Origin of the sequence: Bartonella sp. AA83SXKL (assembly GCF_042196965.1) — a bacterium.
GTDB lineage: Bacteria > Pseudomonadota > Alphaproteobacteria > Rhizobiales > Rhizobiaceae > Bartonella.
In genome coordinates this window covers 131595-158502 of the sequence record NZ_JBHIRG010000002.1, presented here as the reverse complement: position 1 = coordinate 158502, position 26908 = coordinate 131595, and the positions used below count along the sequence as shown (strand labels likewise).

Here is a 26908-nt window from a genome sequence, read left to right as displayed (position 1 = left end):
GGCATAAGTTATTATGGCTGTTATGGAGAATAATCGGTACGTTTGGGCATTAAAGACATTGTATATGTGTGATAAAGATCATTTCCATCTTTAAATGAAAGATAACGAGATGACACCCAACCTATTTGAGTGTTATATCGGATATGGCACCAATTTCCTTCACAGTTTTTAACAAAAACTAATTCTCCAGCAGAGATTAAGCCGCAAAGTGCATACTGAGTGCTGGGACCTGTTCTAAAATTAAGATTTCTCGTAACAAAAGCATCTGCTGCCTCTGATATTGTTGTGGCTAAAAAGAAAGAGCCAAACATAAAAAAAATGACGATTTTTTTCATTTTTCTGTAAAGAATTTCTTTAGAGATTTTCTATCCTTCTCTCTTCATATTCCATATAATTTCTTTTACTAGATTATGATAAAACAGAAAAAAATACAATTCTTTCTTCTTTAGGATACTTTAAAGAGAAGAGTGAAGTTTAACGTTTTAAACACCAAAATGAGATGTTTTAATCACTATTTGTGCATGTTTTGTTTCCTTTATTTATTTTTGTATGGAAAACAGCGATACTGTACTATATAATAAAAAAGATCGTAGTTTTCGGATTCCAAAAGTAATTTTGGAAGCCGTTTTTTGTATTTTTATTAAACCTTCCGTGTAATAGAAAGGGACGGATTATGGAAAAAGTTCCGATGACTACAGCTGGTTTTGAGAGTCTTAAAGAAGAGTTGCGTTGGCGTCAACAACAGGAGCGTCCGCGAATTATTGAAGCAATTTCTGAGGCGCGTGCGCATGGTGATTTATCTGAAAATGCTGAGTATCATGCAGCTAAAGAAGCGCAAAGTCATAATGAGGGGCGTATAAATGAGCTTGAAGATTATATCGCACGAGCAGAAGTTATAGATGTCTCGCGTCTTTCAGGTGACAAAATAAAATTTGGCGCAACCATTAAACTCTTGGATGAGGACACTGAAGAAAAAAAAGTGTATCAGATCGTAGGAGATCAAGAAGCTGATGTAAAGGTTGGTAAAATCTCTATTTCTTCGCCTATCGCACGTGCACTTATTGGCAAGCAAGAAGGTGATGTGATTGAGGTGAATGCACCAGGTGGTGCGCATAATTACGAGATCATTAAGGTTCAGTACATCTAAATAACATATGGATTATTATGCGTGTATCTTTGGACGAAACTGAGATTATTGCGCCTCACTTGAAAAGGCGTTTATCGGGAGTAACATCTACGATTATTCAGCTTATTCCATTGCAACGCGAACAAGGTGTGCGTATATCCACTTTGGGGTTTGGTTTACCACGAACTTTGCCAACTCTTGCCTTTAGGGACCTTTTCGGACTTTGGAAAAGTCCGAAAGGGAAGCCATTTCGTATTTGGCATGCACGACGCAATATTGAGATGCTTTGCGGGATCTTTTTGCGCGATGTTTTGCGAATGAAGCTGAAACTTATCTTCACATCGGCTTCACAACGTCATCATAAGCCTTTTACCAAATGGTTGATTCGCTGTATGGATAGGGTTATCGCTACCAGTACACGTACGGGCGTCTATTTAGAAGTGCCTCATAAGGTTATTATGCATGGGGTGGATGTGAGGCGTTTTACTCCACCACACACTCTTGATGATTGCTTTTCTTCGACAGGATTTCCAGGAAAATATGCGGTAGGATGTTTTGGGCGTCTGCGCTACTCAAAGGGAACAGATTTATTTGTTGATGCCATGATAGCATTATTGCCTGACTATCCTGAATGGACAGCACTTATCGCTGGTCGTACGACAGAGCAATATTATCATTTTGAAAAAGAATTACGCCAAAAGATTGCTAAGGCTGGTCTGGATGATCGCATTATTTTTCTTGGTGAGATTCTGGACATCCCTTTATGGTACCGTCGTTTAACACTTTATGTTGCACCCTCTCGTACAGAAGGTTTCGGTTTAACACCATTAGAAGCAATGGCATCACAGGTTGCGGTTGTAACGAGTGATGCAGGAGCTTATAAAGAATTGGTTGTAGAAGCGACAGGAACAGTTGTAAAAGCAGGAGATGGAGCGGCTTTAACGGCAGCAATTGAACCTTATTTTGCTGATGTAGAAAAAACATTGGCAGCCGGAAAGAAAGCTTTAACCCATGTTCGTACGCACTTTCCTTTGGAAAAGGAGACAGCGGAGATTGGGCGTGTCTACAAAGAACTGTTTGCAGAAAAAACACTTTGATATGATATCAAAAATCTTCTTGAGGGATGATAAAAGTATTTTTCTTAAAGGTTTTTCATAGTCATCAAGAAAACAGCTCAATGATATAAATGTTATTTTACAAAATTTATATGTCTTTAGTAGAATGCTATAAGAAGTTCTCAAAATTTTGGATAAAAGATTAAAAATGTATACGCTTGAGAGCGATGTAGTTTATGATAAAGCATACTAGGAGAGAGGAAAGCTACTTTTATTCATTGATATTTTATAATAAGAAAATAATGCTTTAACTCAAGTCTGGGGATTTATGCACTATCTTATACGGTGTCGTACTGATATTGTTCGTTTTGTAAGACTTAAATAGATAGCAAAAAAACGTTTTCTTGTCTTAAAAAGATAATGATGGTATCTCCATGAATAAAATAGTCGTACATATTTTCAATAAATTCATAATAAGATGGATTTAAGATCAATATATATGATTTTTATAGATAATTTACCTTTTCAATTTGAATAAGAGCTTTGAGTACCGTAAGATTTTCTCATGTAAAATCTGTTGATATTAAATTAATGAGAGCTATCTTCTTGCACATCACAATTGGAAGAAGGCATGTGGTGGATAAAAACTATTGAAGACAGGGTGTAAAGAGATTTCTTATAAATTGTCTGAAATGCAGGCTGTTACGATATTAGCAGAAAGAAAATAATATGGTGGTACTAATTTATATCTTATTTTGTAGTAGCGACTTGCACCTTATTATTATTTAAGTAAAAATGATGGTGCCCATTTTATATCTTTCATAAGGGCTGTCGTGAAATGGGGGTGATGAGTATTGTGAGATGTTTTTTACAAGCTTGTGAGTTCGTAATATAATAGCATTTTATTTTCTATAAGGGTGTAACTCTATTAAAAAGAAAAACACTTTTATCAGCAAATGTTCATATTTTTGCATGAGAGATTATTCGTAAAAAAGAATGTTCTATGCGTCCACTTTATTTGATAAAGAAGATCAATAAAGTGAAGTTTTATATGTTATGGCTTTGAGAATATCGGTATTTGATTGTTTTTGTTGAATTATTTTTATATCATTGATATGATGTTTTGTATGAAATTTTAGGAAATCTTCAGTAGATTGGGTGAGGAGTGAATATTATGACGCATACTGTTCTCGCCTTTTTATCTTGTCAATTTTTTATCATGGTAGCATAAAATACTCTATACATTAGAATTGTTCACGCCAGAAAGCGGGAATAAAAAGGACGAATATTGTTATGATTTCAAGGCGTCCAGCTAACATTAGAAAACTTAAAATCCATAAAGCATGATCGTTGATTGTAGAGAAATTACCAGTAGGGCCAATAATATCTCCAAAGCCTGGACCAACATTTGAAAGTGCGGTTAAGACCCCCGTAAAGGCAGAGGTAAAGTCAAGACCGGTTGTAAGCAAAAGTGCAGTGCCGATAACAAGGCAAAACATATAAAGACAGACAAAAAACAAAACGGCTTGAGCAACATCATTTGATATATTTGAGTGATCGTAGCGCGCTTTTACAACGACATTAGGAGAAAGAAGTTTTTCTATATTTGTTTGTGTAATACGCCAAAGAATAATGAGGCGATTGATTTTCATGCCACCAGAAGTAGAACCAGCACATCCGCCTGTAAAAGAAACAATAAAGAAAATTCCAAGCGCAAACGCTCCCCAAAGTTGATAATCTTCAGCGCTGTAACCGGTGGTGCTAATAATGGATGAAAGGTGAAAAATGACATCAAGAAAAATCAAGTAGAACGCGCGATGATCATAAAACCGTAGCCATGCCGCTAAAGCAAAGCTGAAAAGGAGAACGATATGGAGAAAAACAATCACTTGTGGGTCAAGGAAGCGTTTGGAGTGTCCAGGAAGGACTAATTTAACATAAAGTACGAAGGGTAAAGCAGAAAGCAACATGAAGATTGTTGAAATAATTAAGATGGCTGGTGTATCAGAAAAATAGCCAAAAGAAGCATCATGCGTTGAAAAACCAGCTGTTGCTACTGTACTCATTGCATGGTTAATGGCATCAAATAAATTCATGCCTGCAGCAAAATAAGAAAGCATACAAGCCAATGTTAACCCAACATAAGCGATGATAATTCCGTTAGCAATTTGGTTGATGCGAGGCAATATTTTTTCAGATTTATCAGATGATTCCATATGAAAAAGCCGCACGCCACCCACACGCAGTGAAGGCAAAATTAAGAGGGCTAAACCGATAAAACCAATGCCCCCAATCCAGCATATAAGAGAACGCCATAATAAAATACTTCGCGATAAATTATCAAGATCAGAAAGGACTGTGGAGCCTGTTGTTGTAATTCCAGAAACAGATTCAAAAATGGCTCCTGCTAGAGAAATGGGAAGAGGAGAAAGATAAAGAGGTAAGGCACCTACGATGCTTCCTGTAAGCCAAAGACAAACAGTGAGCATAAAGCCAAGTCGTGCTGAAAAACGACAAGTAGCTCCCTTAGTTGCTAGAAGAATCAGCGTTGCTAACATGGTGGTTATGGCACAAGAATAGAGAAAGCTTATCCAATTACGATTGTTGTCGTGCAAATCCACAAAAATTGGCAAAAGCATTGCTCCTCCCATGATTAAGGCAAAACGTGCACAGACATTGATAATAAATTGAAAAATGATCGTTCCCTATCTTTGTATCTCTTTTTATTATGGTTTTGTGCTCATAAGAAGTTACATTTTTCTCTTTATAGGATAAGGATTAATTCTTAACATTAGCGTGCCTTGATGAATTAGTAATCAGACCTTTTCATAAAACTTGAAAAGAAGTATACATAACATAATTAGGGCTCTTGAAAAATATTTTTTTAAAAGGCTGCATTCCGTTATCATTTATAGAATAATTAAGTTATAATAAAGTGAAGGGGATTTAATGGTACAATCGCATATTCGTCTGCTGATTATTGGCTCAGGTCCGGCTGGTTATACAGCGGCGATCTATGCAGCAAGAGCAATGCTTAAGCCTGTTTTGGTGACGGGCTTGCAGCAGGGGGGACAATTGACAATTACAACTGATGTTGAGAATTATCCAGGTTTTGCAGATCCCATTCAAGGACCATGGTTGATGGAACAAATGGCGAAACAAGCTGAGAATATGGGGACAAAAATTGTCTATGATACAATTATAAAGGCTGATTTGTTGAAGTATCCTTTTGTCTTATATGGGGATTCAGGAACACAATATTCTTGTGATGCACTGATTATTGCAACAGGAGCTCAAGCGCGCTGGCTTGGTTTAGAAAGTGAACAGACCTTTATGGGCGGAGGTGTTTCTGCTTGTGCTACATGTGATGGCTTTTTTTATCGTGATAAGGACGTTATTGTCGTGGGAGGAGGAAATACGGCTGTTGAAGAAGCACTTTATTTATCGCATTTGGCTAAAAGTGTAAGCGTGGTTCACAGGCGGGGGCAGTTTCGGGCAGAAAAAATTTTGCAAGATAGGTTGCTGGCTTGTAATAATGTACGTGTTCTTTGGGATCATGTGGTTGAAGAAATTGTGGGGCTGCCAGCTCAAGATTCAATGGGCGCTGTTGTAACAGGGGCACGTCTGAAAAATGTTAAGACAGGTCACGAGATGAAAGTGAATGCAGAGGGCATATTTATTGCCATTGGGCATGATCCTGCTGTTTCTCTGTTTGAAGGACAGCTGAAACAAAAACGAGGCGGCTATTTATGGACAGCACCGGACTCAACAGCAACAAGCATTGCTGGTGTTTTTGCTGCTGGGGATGTGACAGATGAAACATTCCGCCAAGCTGTAACAGCTGCGGGAAGAGGATGTATGGCAGCGTTGGAAGCAGAACGGTTTTTGGATATACCCAAGCGTTAGTCACTCATTGAGAACATAGAGAATATAGAGGTAGAATTAATTGTGGCGCCACCGTTGGATTGGGATAAGTTAAGGGTTTTTCACGCTGCAGCAGAAGCGGGATCTTTTACGCATGCTGCTCAAAAACTTCATTTATCTCAATCAGCCGTTTCACGACAGGTTTCGGCTTTAGAACAAGAGGTTGGGGTATCCTTATTTCAACGTCATGCGCGTGGTTTGATTCTTACAGAACAGGGAGAAACTCTTTATCGTACAGCTCATGATGTTTTGATGAAGCTTGAAAGTGTGCGTTTGCAATTAAGTGAAAGCTATGCAAAACCAACGGGGCACTTGCGTGTGACCTCGACCTTTGGAATGGGGGCAGGGTGGATTGCAGAGCGTATGCCAGAATTTCTTAGTCTTTATCCTGATATGCAGGTTCAGCTTTTGCTTTCCGATGAAGAGCTTGATTTGACAATGTGTCATGCGGACTGTGCTGTTCGCTTGCATCAACCCAAACAACCTGATCTTATACAAAGAAAACTCTTTACAATTCATATGCATGTTTATGCTTCGGAAAAGTATATTGCAAATTATGGAAAGCCGGAAAAATTGTCTGATCTCGATGAGCATCGTATTATTTCGTTCGGTGAACCTGTTCCACCTTATTTGTCTGGTTTAAATTGGTTGGAAAAGGCTGGTAGAAGTGATGGATCATTGCGCGTTTCAGTTTTACAAATCAACAATATCATCTCAATAAAGAATGCGCTTATGCGTGATCTTGGGATTGCTGTGCTTCCTGATTATATCGTCAATAATGATGAGCATTTAGTGCGTCTTTTTCCTGATATGGTTGATATTCCTTCTTTTGATACTTTTTTTTGTTATCCTTATAATTTAAAGAATTTGGCAAGGTTAAATGCTTTTCGAGATTATATTTTTTTAAAAGCTCGCCAGTGGTCTTTTTAATATTAATATCTTAATTTATAAGGAATAATTAGCTGTGCGGGTAAATATTTTTGAAAAGAGGGATAAATGTTTTTTATGAATACTAGCAACCATGAGGGTTATTATATATTGAAAAATGGACAATCGTGTGATGGTGTAGTTAACATTTTTACTATTTAATTAAAGAGAGTGGTACATGATGGAGACAAATTTAAAGCTATGTGTTTATTGCATAGCAGATACGCTTAAGTCTTTGTTGTGCTTTTCCTTATAAAATGACATAGAATATTATCTCTTGATTATGTTGCCTCCCAGTTTCGTTTTCTTGAGTGTTCCCTTACGAAGATCTATCAGATTGATTTTATCTCTGAGGATTTTCCAAATTTGCCGGACATATGTCCGGCTTTTTTTTTAATTTTTGAAAGAGTCCCTAGAAATTGCAATATATGGGAAGATGATAAAGAAAAAATTTCGAAACTGGTGGATATCCAACAATTTTTTAAGAATACTAAAATTCAATGAGGAGTTTGAGAGGGGGTATTCTATTGTACTGTAAAAGTCTGTCTTTTAGGGGCGTGATATAAAATATTTAAAACCTTATACATGAAGTGCTTTTTATTAGAATGTGAGGTGAATATTTAAGGCAGGTCTTGTTCATAAAGCCTATGAAGTAAATCAAGTAGTTATTAAATAGAACTTAAAGGAAACTGGATTGTTTACACAACGATGGGAGGTGGCTTCTTCTTCGTTTTAGGACGAAGAAGAAGCTGAGAAATAGAAGAGATTTTATTGTAAGGGCCTTTGATTATAAGGGCAATTGTGTTTAAAAGTGCTCGGTCTTTTTTAGAGTTATAAATTGAATGGAGAAAGTAGAATAGGCTTGTCATCTCTTATGATAATAGACCGATTCATTTATTTGATAGCTAAATTTTTTTGATCTTTATCTACAGCATCTATTTTTGTGTTTATTCATAGATATTTTTGCTGAATCGATAGATTTAGACCATGACACAGTTTCAGATATTTTCTCGGATATACTAACATTCGGCAAAAAACAATCACAAGAGATGATATTAAAAATTTTAAATTAAACTGTTGCAAAAACGCTGTATACGTATACAAGCTTTTTCAAGTAATTCTTCTGATGTTGCATAAGAAATACGAAAAGCTGATCCAAGTCCAAAAGCAGATCCTTGGACGACAGCAACAGCTTCTGTTTCTAGAAGCGCTATGGCAAAGTCTTCATCATTCGTAATACGTTGACCATTGGGTGTTTTCTTTCCAATAAGTCCGGTGCAAGAAGGATAAACATAAAAAGCACCCTCAGGCGTTGGACAGTGAATGCCAGGAGCTTGATTTAGCATGGAGACAACGAGATCACGGCGTGCTTGAAAAATATTTTTATTTTTAGCAATAAAGTCTTGTGGCCCGTTGAGTGCTTCAACCGCAGCCCATTGTGAAATGACACTTGTTCCAGATGTTTGCTGTCCTTGAATGGTATCCATGGCTTTAATTAATTCTTGTGGTCCGCCTGCATAACCGATTCTCCATCCCGTCATCGCATAGGCTTTAGAAACACCATTCATTGTGAGTGTACGCTCATAAAGCGCTGGTTCTACTTGAGCTGGAGTCACAAAGGTAAAACCCTCATATGTGAGATGTTCATATATATCATCGGAAAGGATATAAACATGAGGATATTTTACTAAAACATCTGTGAGTTTTTTCAATTCATTATGTGTATAAGCGGCACCTGATGGATTTGAAGGAGAGTTAAAGATGAACCATTTGGTTTTGGGGGTAATGGCAGCTTCTAGCTCTTGTGGTTGGAGTTTATAAGAAAATTCGGCTTTTGTTTCTAAAAAGACAGGCGTACCATCGTTGAGTGCGACCATTTCTGGATAACTAACCCAATAAGGGGATGGAATGATGACCTCATCTCCTTTATTCAAAGTTGCCATGAATGCATTAAAGAGAATTTGTTTTCCACCAGTACCAACAATAATTTGTTCTGGTTGATAAAGAAGGTTATTTTCTCTTTTAAACTTTGCAGAAATTGCTTGGCGCAATTCTGGAATTCCAGATATGGGAGGGTATTTTGTTTTTCCCCTTCGAATAGCTTCAATAGCCGCGTTTTTGATGTTGTCTGGGGTATCAAAGTCTGGCTCTCCAGCACTTAAAGCAATAACATTGCGCCCTAATGCTTTTAAATGACGGGCCTTTTGAGAAGCAGCAATTGTTGCAGAAGGTTTGATACGAGACAGTTTGTCGGCAATAAAAGCCATAATTTTAAATCCTTATATTATATCAACAAATGGTTATTGCTTTAAGGATATTCTATAAGAGATTATATTGTATGCAATAAAAAACTTCCAAAATACTCTTACACGGGCTTTATATTCTTCTTTTTTGAGATATTTTACAAGATAATCTCTTCGTAGATTTTATGAAAGTTTTTGAGGAAGTATAAAAGAGGTTTGATGAATTGTGCAAAGGAGATAAACAGTCTTTTATTTTAACAAGGTAAAATAATGCTTTATACAAAATAAGAAATCTTCGTCTCTACAGACGAAGATTTCTAAATAAAATATTGCAGAATTTAAACTTTAAAGTGCTGCAAGGTTACCAGCGGCAAATTTTCCTGAACGACGATCTTGAAGAACATCATAAGAGATTTTTTGCCCTTCATTAAGACTGTTTAGACCTGAACGCTCGACGGCAGAAATGTGTACAAATACATCTGCACTACCATCACTAGGCTGAATGAATCCGAAACCTTTTGTTGTATTAAACCACTTAACTGTTCCTGTAGACATAGGAAACTCCTTAGAATATATAATTATATTGAGCATTGAAGCTTTTATTCCTTCAATACGGTTGTAGATCGAAATTAGGTGGGAGAAGTTTCGTCGAAAGTGCAGATTGCACAGGAAAGAAAGTCACGTAACCGAAAATTCGATGAAACCTCTATAAAAGTTTTTAGAACAAAAAGCAAGTCTTAATCAATTTTTATATAAAGAAAAAATAAGAAAACAGTGTACATTTTGCTAAGTAGAAAAAAATTCAACTAAAATAACTTTGTAGTGAACGTACCTCAAGGTGCCTTTTTTTGAGTGCTTTGATCGCTTCTACGACGGCTTCGGCTCCAGATATTGTTGTATAATAGGGAACATTTTGCATGAGTGCTGCATAACGTAATGATTTTGAGTCTGAGATGGCACTGGCAGTGCTAGTTGTATTAAAAATCAATTGAATTTGGCGATTACGAATAGCATCTTCAATATGGGGGTGTCCCTCTAGAACTTTGTTGATTTTTTTTGCTTCAACGTGGTGTTCGGTGAGAAATTTTTGTGTTCCACTTGTGGCGACAACAGAAAAGCCAAGCTCAGTTAAACGTTTTACAGGATTTAAGATGCGTTTTTTATCTTCATCCCTTACAGAAACGAACAAAGTTCCCTCTTTAGGGAGTTTTACACCAGCTCCAAGTTGGGCTTTAGCAAAAGCAAGCGAAAATTCATAGTCAAGACCCATAACTTCACCGGTTGAGCGCATTTCTGGACCAAGAAGTGTATCAACACCTGAAAAACGAGCAAAAGGAAACACTGCTTCCTTGACAGCAATATGTTGTTTTTTCTGCAAAGAAGGTAATCCACCATAAGCTTGAAGAGCATCATGAAGCGTTTCTCCTGCCATAATACGTGCAGCCATTTTAGCAATAGGGCGACCAATCGTTTTTGCAACAAATGGGACAGTACGTGAAGCACGGGGATTGACTTCTAAGACATAAATGGTGTCATCTTTTATAGCATATTGTACATTCATTAAGCCGCGAACATGAAGTGCTTGTGCTAATGCTTTGGTTTGGCGCTCTAATTCAGTAACTATTTTATTTGAGAGCGTATGGACTGGTAAAGAACATGCTGAATCACCAGAGTGGATACCAGCTTCTTCAATGTGTTCCATAATACCAACGATTAGTGTTTCTTTGCCATCACATAGACAATCGACGTCTACTTCAATTGCTTCTGTTAAATAGGTATCAAAGAGAAGCGGATTTTTACCAAGCAATATATTGATTTGTCCTGTTGTGTCGTTAGGATAACGGACTTTGATATCTTCTGAAATTAATTCGGGGACACTCTCAAGTAAATAATTTTGTAAGCTACGTTCATCACGGATAATTTGCATAGCACGTCCTCCTAAAACATAAGAGGGACGTACAACCAAGGGGAAGCCTAGTTCGTGGGCAATGAGGCGTGCCTGTTCAATGGAGTGGGCAATACCATTTTTAGGTTGTGTTAAATTAAGTTTAAATAACAGTTTTTGAAAGCGATCTCTATCTTCTGCTAAGTCGATAGCGTCAGGTGAAGTACCTAGGATGGGGATGTTGTGTTTTTCTAGAGCGCTTGCCAATTTCAAGGGTGTTTGTCCGCCAAATTGGACGATGACTCCAACCAAATCTCCTTTTTCCTGTTCTGCTTCTAAAATAGCGATAACGTCTTCTGTTGTTAAAGATTCAAAGTAAAGGCGATCAGAGGTATCATAGTCGGTTGAAACTGTTTCAGGATTACAGTTAATCATAATCGCTTCAAATCCTGCATCACGCAGTGCAAAAGCAGCGTGGCAGCAACAGTAATCAAATTCAATACCTTGCCCAATGCGGTTTGGTCCACCGCCTAAAATAGCAATTTTTTTGCGTTCAGAAACGTGTGCTTCCGAGTGCTCTACACCTGCAAAGGGAACTTCATATGTTGAATACATATAGGCTGTAGGAGAAGAAAATTCAGCGGCACAAGTATCAATCCGTTTGAAGACGTGTTTAACATTCAGTGATTTGCGTAAAGCTGCGATATAATCGGGTTCTTTCCCTGTAAGGGAGGCTAATCGCGCATCTGAAAAGCCCATAGCTTTTAACATACGTAAGTTATCTGCGTCTTGGGGTAATCCATGAATGCGGATACGCTGCTCCATTTCAATGATGGAGGCTATTTGTTCTAAAAACCACGGATCAATTTTGCTAATTTGGTGAATCTCATTTAAGGGTAAGCCTGTGCGCATGGCTTGAGCAATATAGCGTAGACGATCAGGGCTTGGTATGGCAATGGCGGAGCGTATAGAACTTTTTTCATCACCTTCAGCATGCTCTGGAATCACAATTTCATCAAGCCCCGTAAGCCCTGTTTCAAGTCCACGGAGTGCTTTTTGTAACGATTCTTGAAAAGTGCGTCCAATTGCCATGACTTCTCCTACAGATTTCATCGCAGTTGTGAGGACAGGTGATGAACCGGGAAATTTTTCGAACGCAAAACGAGGAATTTTTGTCACAATATAGTCAATAGAAGGCTCAAATGATGCTGGTGTTGCACCACCCGTGATATCATTTTTTAATTCATCAAGTGTATAACCAACAGCCAGTTTAGCCGCTACTTTAGCAATGGGAAACCCCGTTGCTTTTGAGGCAAGCGCTGAAGAGCGAGAAACACGCGGATTCATTTCAATAACAATGAGGCGCCCATTTTCAGGATTGACAGCAAACTGTACATTGGATCCCCCCGTTTCAACACCAATTTCACGCAAAACAGCAATCGAAGCATTACGCATACATTGATATTCTTTATCGGTTAAGGTGAGAGCAGGTGCTACAGTGATCGAATCACCGGTATGAATCCCCATCGGATCAATGTTTTCAATAGAACAAACGATGATACAATTGTCGTTCTTATCACGAACAACTTCCATCTCATATTCTTTCCACCCTAAAACACTTTCTTCAATTAATACTTCTGTTGTTGGTGAAGCTTCAAGCCCACGTTCAATAATTTCATAGAATTCAGAGCGGTTATAAGCAATTCCACCACCAGTTCCACCAAGGGTAAATGAAGGACGAATAATAGCTGGAAGCCCGACAACATCAAGAGCTTGAACTGCTTTTGCTGTTGCATGGGCGATATAATGTTGTTTGCGATCAGCTTCGGTATGTCGCCAGTTGCGCTCAAGTTCTTCGAGTGCTTTGTCAAGCGCAGCACCAGAAAGCTTTGCTTTAAGTTCAGCACACGTTTTTGCGTGTTGTTGGCGATTTTCTTCTTTCAGTTCTGTTGCATTGGCTAACATAGAGCGTGGCGTTTCCAAACCGATTTTTGCCATCGCTTGGCGGAATAAAGCACGATCTTCAGCTTTATCAATAGCATCAGCATTGGCTCCTATCATTTCAACATGATAGCGGTCTAAAATGCCCATACGCTTTAATGATAAAGCAGTATTGAGGGCTGTTTGTCCTCCCATAGTGGGTAAAAGGGCATCGGGACGCTCGTGGGCAATAATTTTGGCAACTATTTCAGGAGTAATGGGCTCTATATAAGTTGCATCAGCTAGATCTGGATCTGTCATAATCGTGGCAGGATTAGAATTTACCAAAATAATTCGGTAACCTTCTTCTTTTAATGCTTTACAGGCTTGAGTGCCTGAATAATCAAATTCACATGCCTGACCAATGATAATAGGTCCTGCTCCGATGATAAGAATAGATTTTATATCTGTGCGTTTGGGCATGACTTTTTCCTATGACAAATATCTATGTGCGATTGTTGCGGGCAAAATATTTCAGTTCTGAGGCTACAATCATTTTATAAGTTAAGTGACAAAGAAAGTAAGCATTAAAATACCTTTTCCATGCTTTTTTTCATAAAATTGAAGATAAATTTCTTTTTTGAGTTGAGTCATCTCATCAGTCTATCAAAAGTATGACCTTTGATAAAAAAATAATAACAGTGCTCCAACAAATTAGAATATTCAAGCATACGTGGAGCATAAAAAGCCAGAACATCTTTCCAATCCATTGCCTGCATATTTTGTGTTTTATGACGTTTTTTGCCTAAGAGAGCACGCGCTTTTTCTGTTGCTTGTAAGACATAAGCCATAAGCCATTATTTATGGTTCGATGGGATTTCGTAAAATGAAATAGGAAGCTTATCGTGTTGTTCCGTAAAATACTGCCGTTTAGAGCTGTGATATAAGGTATGAAAATTTACCACATTAAGGTGTTTTTTGTTAGAGTGTATGATAGAATTCAGGACAGGATTTGTCTGTAGAGAGCTTATGAAATAAACCATATAAAATGGTTTCAGTTGGAATCTGTTATATAAAAAGCAAGATTGTTGATAGATCGGCTCTGGTCGAAGTTTCCGTTTTAGGGTAGGAAGACAGTCAATCTATGTATCTTTCCATTTCATAAAAGGGTGAGAGTGTATTTTAATACAATGGCTAAGGATATAATTTCAGAATGATTTTGTTTGTTTTTAAAAGATAGTGAATACTCTCCTTTTACTTTATTGATGATGTTCAAGACTTATTTAAAATATAAAGAAGGCTAAAATGCTGAACATTTCCCAAACGAGATTCTGTTTGAAAGATGTATCAATAGGAAAGCTTTTGGTGGCTAGGTCTCAAAAAGGGATTTGTCATATAGCGTTAGGAGACACTATAGAGCAATTATTACAGGAGTTTACGATACGCTTTGGTGATGCACAACAAGTTGTAGGTGACAATACATTTAAGAGAGAAGTTGCCCATATTATAGCCATGATAGAAACACCTAAGCTGGTAAAAAAATATAATTTTCCCTTAGATATAAATGGTACAGTTTTTCAACGACAAGTATGGGCAGTATTATGTGATATACCATGTGGTGAAACAATTTCCTATGAGATCTTAGCGTGCCGTATTGGTATGCCGAAAGCTTTTCGTGCCGTTGCTAATGCCTGTGCACGTAACGAATTGGCTGTTATCATTCCTTGTCATCGTGTTGTGCGTAAAAATGGTTTTATTTCAGGGTATCGTTGGGGGGACAAACGGAAACAGATTTTACTACAACGAGAACAAAATGGAGAAAATTAACTTTGTGTGATGGGCATTATAATCGTTACAGTTGTTCCTTTCATTTCTTTTGAAGTAATTTCAAGTTTTCCTTTATGGAGTTCTAGCAAGGAGCGTGAAATGGCTAAGCCAAGACCTGAGCCCGTATGAGATTTAGTAAGCTGATTTTCAACTTGTTCAAAAGGTTGCCCAAGTTTTTTAATTGCTGATTGGGGAATACCAACACCTGTATCTGTAATTTTAAAAATAAGATTATTTTTTTTCTTGAAAGCGCAGACATCAATATTTCCACCAGACGGCGTAAATTTAACGGCATTAGAGATGAGATTAAGGAAAATCTGTTTCATTGCACGACCATCAACTTCAGCATGAAGTTCTGGGGTAATGTTTGTTGTAACAACAATATTTTTTTCTTGAGCTTGAGGCGTTAATGTTCGTACTGCTTCACTAATGATGGGCTCAAGATCGGTATTTTTACAATCAAGCGTAAATCTTCCTGCTTCGATTTTTGACATATCAAGGATGTCATTGATAAGGGTTAGAAGATGGGTTCCTGAATTGTAAATATCATGCATATATTCCTTATAGCGTTGTGAACCAAGAGGACCAAAAGTTGATTGCAACATGATGTCTGAAAAACCAAGAATAGCATTCAGAGGCGTGCGCAATTCATGAGACATATTGGCTAAAAATTCTGATTTAGCCTTATTAGCACTTTCGGCGCGTTCTTTTTCTGCTTTCAAACTTTTATTAAGTTTTTCAACTTCTGTTGCGCGTTGTTGAGCACTCCCTCGCGCGCGCTTGAGTTCTTGAATGAAAGAAAAAAGACGCCTTTCACTGTCTTCAAATTTTTCCTGTTGTTGTTTAAGCTCAGAAATGTCAGTACCAATACAAACCAATCCTCCATCTTGGGTTCGTCGTTCGTTAATTTTGAGCCAACAACCATCTGCCGTTTGGCGAATACTGGTTAAGTTACCAGTACCATCATCTTTAAGGGGATATTCACTGAGTGCAGGGCGTGCCATGGCTTCGACGGTTGCACGTTGGATACCTGATTGTAGAATTTGTTTAGGAATAGCGGCATATTCGCAAAATTTGCTGTTGGACATGACTAAACGTCCTTCAGCATCCCACAAGACGAAAGATTCTGAAATGTTTTCAATCGCATCACGGATACGAAGGTCGGCTTGCGCCGTTTGTTCAGCCAATTGTTGCTGTTCACTAATATCGAAGGAAATACCAACCAAATGGGGTTCTTCTTCTTCAGTCACTTCGGCACGAATGCGCATCCATACATAATGACCATCAGCATGACGCATAGGAACGTTAATATCGATATGCTTTTTTTTACCGCTCATTAATTCCTGAGCAAGGTCAAAAAAATTCGCATCATTTGGATTGATAATGGCGCTAATTTGGGAAATTGAGAGCAATGCATCTTGAGGGACATAGCCGAGCATTTCGTACATTGCTCGTGACCAGTAGACGCGTCCACTTGCCATATTCCAATCCCATAGTCCACAGCGTCCACGCATCATTGCCATATCAATACGGTTTTGAATTTTTTCTGAAACAAGATCTGTTTTGCGTGCTCGTACAATTTGGTTATAATAAGCATAAAGAAGAGCGAGGATAACGCCACTAGTTCCAATGAACATGGTTATATTTAACGAGAGAGCTTTCCGCCATTCCATGTAAATATGTTGCATTTTTTTACTGATGAATACCCCATATTGTCCATTTTCTGTTTGCTGAAAGGAAGCAAGAGCAGGAATATCTTTTCCTATTGTAATTTTCATGATTCCAGCATGTTTTCCTAGAGCTTGTAAAGTAATGCTTTCAGAGGTAAAATCCTGTAAGGGTTTTCCTAAGACAATCTCGGAACTTGATGAAGCTAGGACATTGCCTTTTTGATCGACAATAGCAATAACAGCGCTGGTTTTTATAAAACCTTTGTTACGAAAATTGGTTAGGATATTTTGTAAATGATTATGAGAAAGAGCAGCAGCTTTTCCTTGTCGAGTGGCGGCAAGTAAGTCACGGTCGATTGTATTGGTAATATGAGAAGCTAAGAGAGTGATGGTAGAATGCGTGTTTTTATCAATTGTGTTGCGCCAATCATAGATTGATAGGAAACGGATTGCTGCTAGTATAACAAGAAATGCAAGAATTACAAATGGGAGTGCACGTCGCAGCCAAGGTTCAATAAAAAGAAGTTTTTTATAGGCAGAACCAGAAAATAGATTGGTACGCTCTGTCCGCTTCTTGCGACTTTGAGCGCTTGATTTTGAATCAGCATACACCTCCCTTGGCGCATTATATGCGTCCAATTTAGCCATCTCGCGTTCCTTTAATTCTGGAATAATGTGATTTAAAAACTGCTTCGATATTCATAGTAACCCCATCGAGTGCAATGAATCAAAACAGGAGTCTTCTGTCCAGTCTTTTTTTTTAAAAAATAATTTTACTTTTATGATTTTGGAATATGAAAAGAAAAAAGTACTTTAAACGTGATCTATAAACAGGCTTAGATTGCCTGTTTATAGATTTAATGATGATCGAATAGTTTATAGAATTTATTTTAAAAAATATTATAGCATATTGATTTAAAATATTTTTTTGTTTCAAGTGAGCAGACGGTTGATGATATCAGCAACATCGCTTGATAATTTTGGCGCAGCAGCAATCATTTTTAATTCAGTTTCAAGTTTTTGTTGTCGAATAGGTTCTAATTGTCGCCAAGAGCGCATCATTGTTAATAATCGTGAAGCAAGCTGTGGATTTTTTTTGTCAATTTCCAAAATGACTTGGCAAAGAAAATGATAAGACGCTCCATCCATCCTATTAAAGCCCGTGAGATTGTTAGAGGCAAAAACACCGATTAGGGAACGTACACGATTAGGATTATCTTGTGAAAAAAGCGGATGTTGCATGAGCTTTTGAACATTCTCGAGTGTTGATGTGCCAGCAACCATTGCTTGAATAGAAAACCATTTATCCATGACCAAAGGGTCATGCTGATAGCGGTTTTCAAAATCATTTAAGGCATTTTGTGCCTGCTCACTTTCATTAAAACGCTTCACGAGAACAGCGATACTCGCCATACGGTCAGTCATATTATCAGCTGTTGCATACTGTATAGCAGCTCGATTTGGATTGGCTTCAGCAATGGAAAGGTAATCCAGTATGATATTCTTTAATGCTCGCTTTCCAGCTTGTGCTGTGTTTGGTGAATAGGGCTCTTGGGTTTGCATTTGTCCATAGAATTTTGTTAAGAGCTCTTGATGAGTTTGTGCAAGTGAAGCTAAAAACTGATGGCGGACATAATGAATACGATCTGGATCAATATTTTTACCGATTGTATGAGCAAGCTCAACTTCACTAGGTAAATTTAAACAGAAGGCACGAAATTCAGGCTCTAAGGTTTCATCTGTTATGATCGTTTCAATCAGCTTTAGCAAAGCAGAAGGGAGTGTTGCTTTTTCTTGTGTTTTATCTTGAATGCTGTGAATCAAAGCTTGCGTCATTAAATGATTAAGAGATTGCCAGCGATTGATGTGATTGTCATCATGTTGTGCAAGAAAAATAAGTTCTCTTTCATTGAATGGAGTGTGTAGAATGATTGGTGCTGAAAAGTCTCGCAGCAGTGATAAAACGGGTTTTTCATGCAGTCCCTTTAATGTAAACGTTTGGCTTTCCTTGGATAAAAGCATAACATTTGATTGAATATCTGTATCTGCTTCATAGGTGAGGTTTTCTCCGTTAGATCCTAACAAGCCAAATACGATAGGGATAAGCATAGGCTTTTTTGTATTTTGTTGTGGGGTTGCGGGAATATGTTGCTTTGTATGAATTGTTAAAACACCATCGCTATAATGACTATCGATTTCTACATTGGGTGTTCCTGCTTGTTCATACCATAGCATGAATTGGGAGAAGTCTTGACCAGACACTTCAGCAAAACAGGTAATAAAATCTTCAATTGTACAAGCTTGTCCATCATGACGTTGAAAATAAAGATCAGTGCCTTTACGAAACAGAGTAGGACCTAAAATAGTTCGTATCATGCGAACAACTTCAGCACCTTTTTCATAAACAGTTGTGGTGTAAAAATTATTAATTTGGCTATATTGACGAGGACGTACAGGATGCGCAAGAGGTCCTGCGTCTTCTGCAAATTGCGTCGCTTTTAATGCTTTTACATTTTCAATTCGCTGTAGGCTGCGTACATTTTGATCTGATGAAAATTCCTGATCACGATAAACAGTGAATCCTTCTTTTAAACAGAGTTGAAACCAATCGCGACAGGTAACACGATTACCGCTCCAATTATGGAAATATTCATGTGCAATGACACGTTCAACATTTCTATAATCCTGATCGGTTGCTGTTTCAGGATCGACAAGAACATATTTATCATTAAAAACGTTAAGGCCTTTGTTTTCCATTGCTCCCATGTTAAAGTCGGACACAGCAACAATATTGAAAACATCAAGATCATATTCGCGTCCGAAACATTGTTCATCCCAACGCATGGAACGTTTAAGAGCATCCATTGCATAGGTTGCGCGTTCGGTTTTTCCTTTTTCTACATAGATACCAAGCTCGATACGTCGTCCAGATACAGTTGTAAAATGGTCTTCTAACTTATCAAGATCTCCACCTACTAAAGCAAAGAGATAAGATGGTTTGGGATAAGGATCTTCCCAAATGGCAAAATGGCGATTATTCTCTAAAGTTCCTGTTTCCACCAGATTACCATTTGAAAGCAAGATTGGGATTGTTTGGGTATCTGCTTCAATTTTCACTCTATAGGTAGAAAGAACATCTGGGCGGTCGTAAAAATAAGTAATACGACGAAAACCTTCCGATTCGCATTGTGAGCAATAAACACCATTTGAAAGATAAAGCCCCATAAGTTGGCGGTTGCTTTCAGGATTCAGTTCCGTAACCAATTTCAATGTAAAAGGAGCCGTTGGTGGCGTTGTAATTTCTAAACGTGAAGGCGTCACTTTATAAGTGTTTGGGGCTAATATCTCATCATTAATAGAAACAGAAATTAAAGTAAGATCATCACCAGAAAGAACAAGAGGTGCTAATTCTTTTGTATCGTGACGGGATTCAATAGACAATATGGCTGTAACATAGGTTTTTGTCGGTGCTAATTGGAAAGAAAGTTGTGTTTTAGGGATAACGTAAGGGGTTGGTTGGTAGTCTTCCAAACGATAAATAGATGTTATTGGCTGTTTCATAGTTTTTTCCCATTTGTATTTTAAGAGTTAAAGAAGGGTGTGTTAATTTTAGAAGCAATATAGGATTAAAGAATTACAAAAGGCTGTCGAGGCGATTTTTTACTTCTAAGAAGTCTATCCATGTAAGCTTCTTTTGACTAGGGGTTCTAAGAAGGTAAGCTGGGTGGAAAGTTGGCATAACAGGTATTTTTATATTATCCTCGCTTTCATAGATATGCCATTTCCCTCTTGTTCGGATAATCCCATTTTGAGATCCAGTAAGAAACTGTGCAGCAACGCCTCCCAGTGCTATAAGAACACGAGGACGCGCTAAATAAATGTGCCGTTCAATAAAAGGGCGGCACAAGGCAACTTCTTTTGGTGTTGGTGTACGATTTCCTGGTGGACGCCAAGGAATAGTGTTGGCAATGTAAACATTATTTCTTGTTAAGCCAATTGATGCGAGGATTTTATTAAGCAACATCCCAGCTTTTCCCACAAAAGGAATTCCTTGTATATCCTCGTCTCGTCCTGGTGCTTCGCCTATAAGCATCAGGGGGCTTCCTGCTGTTCCATCTGAAAAACAGGTATTTTTTGCTGTCAATTTTAATGAACAGCCATTAAATGCAAGGAGAGCAGATTTTAATTCATCAAGTGTCTTTGCACTTTTTGCACTCTCTATAGCTGTGGATTCATTTTGTATAGTCCTAGAGTTATGCAGCTGATGATGATCTAATTTTACGGTTGGAGATGTTTTGGGAGATGCTTGTTGATTATGAGAAATGTTAACAACAGGCGTTAATTTTCTCTCTGAACAAGCAGACTGCTTAAAACGATCAATAGGAAAATCTGTCAGAACGGCATCCGCACCACTTTCTTTATAAAAGTTTAAGAGTTCTTCATAGGAAATTGAGCAAGGCGTTTGATTTAACATTTTACTTTTTCTAATGATCTAGCGATTATAGATCAAACAAAATTATCCTTCAAGTTTTATTAAATGTATTCGCTAGCCATTAATGTATAAGAACGCTGATAGGCTTCTCTCTTTTCACAAAAAAGGCAAATCGTAAAATGCGAGTGTTCGCGATTATATGCATCTTTAAATGTATAATTTGTTTAAATTGCGCTATTTTAACTTTTTAAACAGACTAAACTCACTCATAGTAAAAGAATTTTTTACTGAATGCAAGTGGTGTGATAATATTTTTTATCATTATATTCTATATTCAATACTTAATGAAAGTGAATTTTGTAGTATTTTATTTATAAAATTAAGTATAAATTTTATATTATTATATTTTTTTAATAACTTTTATTAAAAATATTAAATATATTAATTGAAATATATAAATATTACTTTTATATAAGAAAATACTAAGACGTTATAAACTATTTTTACAATGGGTTAAAAGCAATGTGTGGATATATGCTTTTGCTTTTTTTACAGCTGAAATGAGAGGTTCATTTAATGCTAAATGCGCTGCAATAGCGCTTGAGAGAATGCAACCTGTTCCTCGCATTGTTCCTTTTAAACGTGGAGTAGAGATATTTATGACTTCAGTTTTGTCAATGAAGCTATCAATTGCAAGAGGACCTTCTGCATGTCCCCCTTTTACTAAAATAGAGCGAGCTCCCAATGACAAAAGTTTTTTTGCTTGTTGTATTGCTTGCTTATCATGAGATGCCAATGGACTTTGGCTAAGAAGAGCGAGTTCTTCTCTATTCGGTGTTAAAAGATCAACATGAGGAAGCAGTTTATCGATCATAGTGTCGATGATTGTTTCCGTTATTAGTTTTCCTCCTGATGAAGCGACAAGTACAGGGTCCAAAATAACTGGAACATGGGGATAGTCTTTGAGTACGTTACAGATTGCTGCTATAATTGCTTTTGTCCCCGTCATACCGATTTTTATTGCGCTTATTGGATTTGCTTCTAGGGCAGCACGCATTTGCGCAGCGACGAGGTCTCCACGCATTGGAATGATTTCGACAACGCGATTATCATCTTGTACGTTAACACAAGTAATTGCTAAATTTGCTTTTATTTGAAAATGCGCAGTGGTTTCTATATCACGAACAATACCAGCACCTCCTGTTGGATCAGTGCCCGCAACAATAAGAATGGAAGGTATCAACGCCATGTTTGTGTCACTTTTATCCACTGCTGTACACGTTCTTCAGGTTTTTTATGGAGGATAATATCAGTCACAACAGCAGCACTATTTGCTCCTGCTTTTAAAACACCAACTGCGCGTTCTGGTGTTAAACCACCAATACCCACCAAAGGTAAAGCACCAATCCGCTTTCTCCATTGTTTGATTTTCTCTAGTCCTTGCGGCATCCATTTCATTTTTTTTAAGATTGTCGGATAAATAGGACCAAGTGCAATATACTCAGGATTAGCAGAGAGTGCGGTATCCAATTCATATTCATCATGTGTACTAAGACCAACTTTTATACCACTTTTACGAATTGCGTGAAGATCAGCATTGCTCAGGTCTTCTTGTCCCAGATGAATAAAATTACACTTTTCATCAATTGCTATTTCCCAATGATCATTAATAATTAATTGTGCTCCCAATTTATTGCATATGTTTTTTGCACGCTTAATATGTTGACGGATTATTTGTTGATTTTCATGTTTCATACGCAATTGTACGAGCTTGATACCAAGAGGAAGCAAACGTTCAATCCAATCAGCGTTATCAACGATGAGGTAAAATGGATCCAGTTTCATGAAAATACCGCTTTTCCAATGATTGGTGTTGAAGGGACTGCTACATTGCGTGCTTCGATCATGCCAGCTTTATATCCCATACGTCCTGCTTGAACAGCTTTAGAAAATGCTTCAGCCATTAAGACAGGATCAGCTGCTTTAGCAACTGCGGTATTAAGCAGTACTGCATCATAACCTAGTTCCATCGCAATGGCGGCATGTGATGGGCGTCCAATGCCGGCATCAATAACAAGAGTAGCATCAGGAAGGTAAGCACGGATAGAACGCAATCCATCATTATTATGAGGTCCTTTGGCAGAACCAATAGGAGCACACCAAGGCATAATAACACGGCAACCAATGTCGAAAAGTTTTTCAGCAACAATGAGATCATCCGTTGTATAGGCAAAAATTTTGAAACCTTCATTGTTTAAAATTTGAGCAGCTTCGATTAAGGAAAAAATATTTGGCTGTAAGGTGTCTGAATTACCGATAATTTCGAGTTTAATCCAAGCTGTTTTAAAAAGATCTCTTGCTAATTGCGCTGTGGTTACGGCTTCTTTAACAGTATAACAACCAGCAGTATTAGGAAGCACTGTTACCCCAAGATCTTGAAGAAATTGCCAAAATTGTCCGCCTTGTTTTCCTCCTGCAGTTTCACGGCGCAAGGAAACAGTTACAATTTCCGTATTCGATTTATGAATAGCATCACGAAGGATTGCTGGTGAAGGATATTGCGCTGTACCTAATAGAAGACGGGAAGAGAATTGTCGTCCATAAAGATTCAGCATAATTTTAGCCTCCTTGCATTGGGCTTAAAATTTCAATTTTATCTCCTTCATGCAAGACAAATTGGCTTCGTGCATCTATAGGAACAACTTCAGCGTTAACAGCAGTTGCAAGCCAATTCCCTTCATACCCCAATTCTTCAAGCAAGAGACCGAGAGTCATAACTTCTGTTTGGACTGTTTCACCATTAACAAATATTTGCATGCTTTATTCCAATGCCAATTTCATTGCTCGTTTTGCCATTTCTGGAGACAACAGAAAACCATGTCTATAAAATCCATTAATAGAAATAAAGTTACCATCTTTATGCACAGAAGGGAAGTTATTAGGATAACATGGACGAACACCAACGCCAGATTCAATAATTTCTGCTTCAGCAAAAGCAGGATGTAAAGTATAAGCCGCGTTGAGCAGTTCCATCATTGATCTTACAGAGATTGCACCATCAAAGTCACTTTCAATCATCGTTGCACCAATCATAAAAATATTATCTTGTCGAGGTACAATGTAAAGAGGAAACCGTGGGTGAAGAAGACGAATTGGACGCGAAATTTTAATATCGGTGCAGCGCACGAGAAGCATTTCACCACGTACGCCCCGTATATTTTTATCTTTTCCTAAACGTGCTATTCCTGTCGCATCAATAACAATATCAAAATTTTTTTCAGCCTTCTCTACATCAACAAAACAGGCTCCATTGTTGAGAAGCTTTTCTTTTAAAGCCATAAGTGCTTTGCGAGGGTCAATATGGGCTTCATTTTCATAAAAGAGTGCACAGTTAAAACGTTCAGCAAGATCTGGTTCAAGATGAGCTATTTCTGTATTATCTATGGTTTTGTGATTATGCGTACGCACAGAAAATCGTTCAAGCTCTCCTCTATCTCGTGTAGGTGCAACCACTAAAGTGCCTTTTTGTATGACAAGGTTGGGGAGCGTTTTACGCCACCATTGTATAGCTTGTACACCAAGATCTTCAACAATTTGTTCTGCACTTTCTCTTTCACAGTAAGGTGCGAGCATTCCTCCTGCATACCAACTAGCACTTCCTATAGGTGAATGAGGGGGGGCTGATACAGTAACAGAAGCACCTTTTTGCTTTAACATAAAGGCAGCTGTTAAGCCGCCTACACCTGCACCTTTGATAAGAATGTTCTTCAACTATTTACTTTCTTTTTTTGAGGAGGAACAATTTCCATATAAAGGTCACCATTTTTCTGATATTTTTCGGCCATGGCGATCATACCTTCCCCTTTTGTTTTTCTTATTGCTGCTGCCTCACGAATATCATGGGAAATACGCATAGAACAGAATTTTGGTCCACACATGGAACAAAAATGCACCAATTTATGGGCTTCTTTAGGCATTGTCTCATCATGAAAGGCACAGGCTGTTTCTGGATCAAGAGAAAGGTTAAATTGATCATGCCATCTAAAATCAAATCGTGCACGCGAAAGAGCATTATCGCGCAATTGTGCTCTAGGTAAACCTTTAGCGAGGTCAGCGGCATGAGCAGCAATTTTATAAGTGATCACACCAGTTTTTACGTCATTCCTATCGGGGAGTCCTAGGTGTTCTTTAGGTGTTACATAACACAACATAGCAGTTCCAAACCATCCAATCATAGCGGCACCAATTGCTGATGTAATATGGTCATAACCAGGAGCAATGTCCGTTGTAAGAGGCCCCAAAGTATAAAAAGGCGCCTCATGACAAAGATCTAATTGTTGCTCCATATTTTCTTTAATTTTATGCATTGGGACATGCCCAGGACCTTCAATCATAACCTGTACAGCTTTTTTCCAAGCAATTTTTGTCAATTCTCCCAAAGTTTTAAGCTCTGCAAATTGGGCTTCATCATTGGCATCGGCAATAGAGCCAGGGCGTAATCCATCTCCTAATGAAAGAGAGATATCATATGTTTTTGCAATATCACAAATTTCATCAAAATGTTCATAGAGAAAGCTTTCTTTGTGATGATGGAGACACCATTTTGCCATAATAGAACCGCCTCGTGAAACAATACCTGTTACACGATCAATGGTCATAGGAATAAATGATAATCTTAATCCTGCATGAATGGTAAAATAATCAACACCTTGCTCTGCTTGCTCAATAAGGGTATCACGGAAAATATCCCATGTTAAATTTTCGGCAATACCCTGTACTTTTTCGAGTGCTTGATAAAGAGGAACTGTTCCGATGGGCACAGGAGAATTTCGGATAATCCATTCACGAATATTGTGAATATTTCGTCCTGTAGAAAGATCCATAACTGTATCTGCTCCCCAGCGAATGGCCCAAACCATTTTATCAACTTCTTCTTCCATAGATGACGTTACTGCTGAATTGCCAATATTGGCATTAATTTTAACACGGAAATTACGCCCAATAATCATGGGTTCGCACTCTGGATGATTAATGTTTTGTGGAATAATGGCGCGTCCACAAGCAATTTCATTGCGAACAAATTCCGCAGTATAAATTTCTGGTATTGATCCAGCAAATGTTTCATTTGATGGTACATTCTGCCGTTCTTTTACTACTAATCCTTCATTTTCTCGTATAGCTACATATTCCATTTCTTCGGTAATAATGCCTGCGCGTGCGTAAGCTATTTGTGTAATTGCTTTGCCATTTTTTGCTCGTAAAATAGAACGTTTTTGCTTAAAGGCTGGTGTAAGGTTTTTATCAGAAGTCAATCCATTATCTTCAGGTTTAACTAATCGTGCAGGATAAGTTTCAGTATCATCCCGCTTAGAGAGCCAAGGCAAGCTAATTGCTGGCAGTCCTTTTGTAATATCAATGATCATATCTTTATCTGTGTAGGGGCCAGAAGTATCGTAGACGTTTAAAGGTTTTTCACCACTGCCATCAGCCAGTGAAATTTCACGCAATGGTACGCGCACATCAGAAAAGAGAAGGCTCTGTTGATAAATTTTGCGTGAAGCGGGAAAGGGGCTACAACTGATTGATGGAGTATTTTTCTGCACAAACTTTTTCCTTATAGACACGGAGTTCAAAAATAGGTTACGATGTTAATGGAGATGTATTCAAATTATCAATCACGAGCATTCAGATGAATAGGGATAGTATTGCTTTGTAGCAAAGAAAACCCAATACAGCTCAAGAAAAGTTATTTTGAAAAACTGATACAATATCTATTCTAATATTTGCATGCCTCCTCCCACTTGAAGTATTTTTGTTAATACGAATATGGTTGGCTTAAATATCTATATTGTCAATCATAAAAATATATTTTAAACGATTTTGGTGTGTTTTTAAGAGT

General features: G+C 37.8%; 20 protein-coding genes. 5 read left to right on the top strand and 15 right to left on the bottom strand.

Features of this window, described 5'->3' with window-relative positions; translation table 11 throughout:
• Positions 1-20: 20 nt before the first annotated feature.
• The gene (locus tag ACFINO_RS01885) at positions 21-335 is read right to left on the bottom strand and encodes an SH3 domain-containing protein (RefSeq protein WP_375612971.1); all 315 of its coding nucleotides are present in this window, start codon (positions 333-335) and stop codon (positions 21-23) included.
• 338 nt (positions 336-673) lie between these two features.
• Between ACFINO_RS01885 and greA the strand changes: the two genes are divergently transcribed.
• Positions 674-1147 carry a transcription elongation factor GreA gene (gene greA / locus ACFINO_RS01880; protein WP_007347010.1) on the top strand — a complete coding sequence of 158 codons (474 nt, stop codon included), beginning with the start codon at positions 674-676 and terminating at the stop codon, positions 1145-1147.
• Positions 1148-1164: 17 nt separating this feature from the next.
• Positions 1165-2223, top strand: a complete 1059-nt coding sequence (locus tag ACFINO_RS01875; protein WP_375642832.1) for a glycosyltransferase family 4 protein — start codon at positions 1165-1167, stop codon at positions 2221-2223.
• A 1202-nt stretch (positions 2224-3425) separates the two neighbouring features.
• Here the strand turns inward: ACFINO_RS01875 and ACFINO_RS01870 are convergent.
• A complete protein-coding gene (locus ACFINO_RS01870; protein WP_375634194.1) occupies positions 3426-4820 on the bottom strand; it encodes a TrkH family potassium uptake protein in 1395 nt (464 codons plus the stop codon).
• A gap of 310 nt (positions 4821-5130) precedes the next feature.
• Here ACFINO_RS01870 and trxB point away from each other — a divergent pair, with 310 nt between their 5' ends.
• The gene (gene trxB / locus ACFINO_RS01865) at positions 5131-6087 is read left to right on the top strand and encodes a thioredoxin-disulfide reductase (protein WP_375636244.1); all 957 of its coding nucleotides are present in this window, start codon (positions 5131-5133) and stop codon (positions 6085-6087) included.
• Between the two features lie 42 nt (positions 6088-6129).
• Positions 6130-7035 carry a LysR family transcriptional regulator gene (locus ACFINO_RS01860; protein WP_273791217.1) on the top strand — a complete coding sequence of 302 codons (906 nt, stop codon included), beginning with the start codon at positions 6130-6132 and terminating at the stop codon, positions 7033-7035.
• 1061 nt (positions 7036-8096) lie between these two features.
• Here ACFINO_RS01860 and ACFINO_RS01855 read toward each other — a convergent pair.
• The 4 genes from ACFINO_RS01855 to ACFINO_RS01840 form a co-directional block, all read right to left on the bottom strand.
• Complete coding sequence (locus ACFINO_RS01855; protein WP_375634192.1) at positions 8097-9299, bottom strand: pyridoxal phosphate-dependent aminotransferase; 1203 nt, start codon at positions 9297-9299, stop codon at positions 8097-8099.
• A 321-nt stretch (positions 9300-9620) separates the two neighbouring features.
• Positions 9621-9830 carry a cold-shock protein gene (locus ACFINO_RS01850; protein WP_012754908.1) on the bottom strand — a complete coding sequence of 70 codons (210 nt, stop codon included), beginning with the start codon at positions 9828-9830 and terminating at the stop codon, positions 9621-9623.
• 247 nt (positions 9831-10077) lie between these two features.
• Entirely contained in the window at positions 10078-13563 is a 3486-nt protein-coding gene (carB, locus tag ACFINO_RS01845; protein WP_375636246.1) for a carbamoyl-phosphate synthase large subunit, read from the bottom strand.
• A gap of 167 nt (positions 13564-13730) precedes the next feature.
• The gene (locus ACFINO_RS01840; RefSeq protein WP_375654985.1) at positions 13731-13931 is read right to left on the bottom strand and encodes a hypothetical protein; all 201 of its coding nucleotides are present in this window, start codon (positions 13929-13931) and stop codon (positions 13731-13733) included.
• A gap of 454 nt (positions 13932-14385) precedes the next feature.
• Between ACFINO_RS01840 and ACFINO_RS01835 the strand changes: the two genes are divergently transcribed.
• Entirely contained in the window at positions 14386-14907 is a 522-nt protein-coding gene (locus ACFINO_RS01835; RefSeq protein ID WP_375654957.1) for a methylated-DNA--[protein]-cysteine S-methyltransferase, read from the top strand.
• Here the strand turns inward: ACFINO_RS01835 and ACFINO_RS01830 are convergent.
• The 9 genes from ACFINO_RS01830 to thiC form a co-directional block, all read right to left on the bottom strand.
• On the bottom strand, positions 14904-17225 hold the full coding sequence (locus tag ACFINO_RS01830) for an ATP-binding protein (protein WP_375654956.1): 2322 nt from the start codon (positions 17223-17225) through the stop codon (positions 14904-14906). The genes ACFINO_RS01835 and ACFINO_RS01830 overlap by 4 nt on opposite strands.
• Positions 17226-17510: 285 nt before the next feature.
• On the bottom strand, positions 17511-20138 hold the full coding sequence (gene pepN, locus ACFINO_RS01825) for an aminopeptidase N (protein WP_375634185.1): 2628 nt from the start codon (positions 20136-20138) through the stop codon (positions 17511-17513).
• Between the two features lie 73 nt (positions 20139-20211).
• A complete protein-coding gene (locus ACFINO_RS01820; RefSeq protein WP_375654955.1) occupies positions 20212-21051 on the bottom strand; it encodes a uracil-DNA glycosylase family protein in 840 nt (279 codons plus the stop codon).
• Positions 21052-21499: 448 nt separating this feature from the next.
• The gene (locus ACFINO_RS01815) at positions 21500-22258 is read right to left on the bottom strand and encodes a hydroxymethylpyrimidine/phosphomethylpyrimidine kinase (protein ID WP_375636251.1); all 759 of its coding nucleotides are present in this window, start codon (positions 22256-22258) and stop codon (positions 21500-21502) included.
• Entirely contained in the window at positions 22249-22854 is a 606-nt protein-coding gene (locus ACFINO_RS01810; protein ID WP_375634178.1) for a thiamine phosphate synthase, read from the bottom strand. The genes ACFINO_RS01815 and ACFINO_RS01810 overlap by 10 nt, the downstream gene beginning before the upstream one ends.
• On the bottom strand, positions 22851-23624 hold the full coding sequence (locus ACFINO_RS01805; RefSeq protein WP_375654954.1) for a thiazole synthase: 774 nt from the start codon (positions 23622-23624) through the stop codon (positions 22851-22853). The genes ACFINO_RS01810 and ACFINO_RS01805 overlap by 4 nt, the downstream gene beginning before the upstream one ends.
• A gap of 4 nt (positions 23625-23628) precedes the next feature.
• Positions 23629-23826, bottom strand: a complete 198-nt coding sequence (gene thiS / locus ACFINO_RS01800) for a sulfur carrier protein ThiS (RefSeq protein ID WP_273791115.1) — start codon at positions 23824-23826, stop codon at positions 23629-23631.
• 3 nt (positions 23827-23829) lie between these two features.
• Entirely contained in the window at positions 23830-24780 is a 951-nt protein-coding gene (locus ACFINO_RS01795; RefSeq protein WP_375642831.1) for an FAD-dependent oxidoreductase, read from the bottom strand.
• Entirely contained in the window at positions 24777-26612 is a 1836-nt protein-coding gene (gene thiC / locus ACFINO_RS01790; RefSeq protein WP_375654953.1) for a phosphomethylpyrimidine synthase ThiC, read from the bottom strand. The genes ACFINO_RS01795 and thiC overlap by 4 nt, the downstream gene beginning before the upstream one ends.
• Positions 26613-26908: the final 296 nt, after the last annotated feature.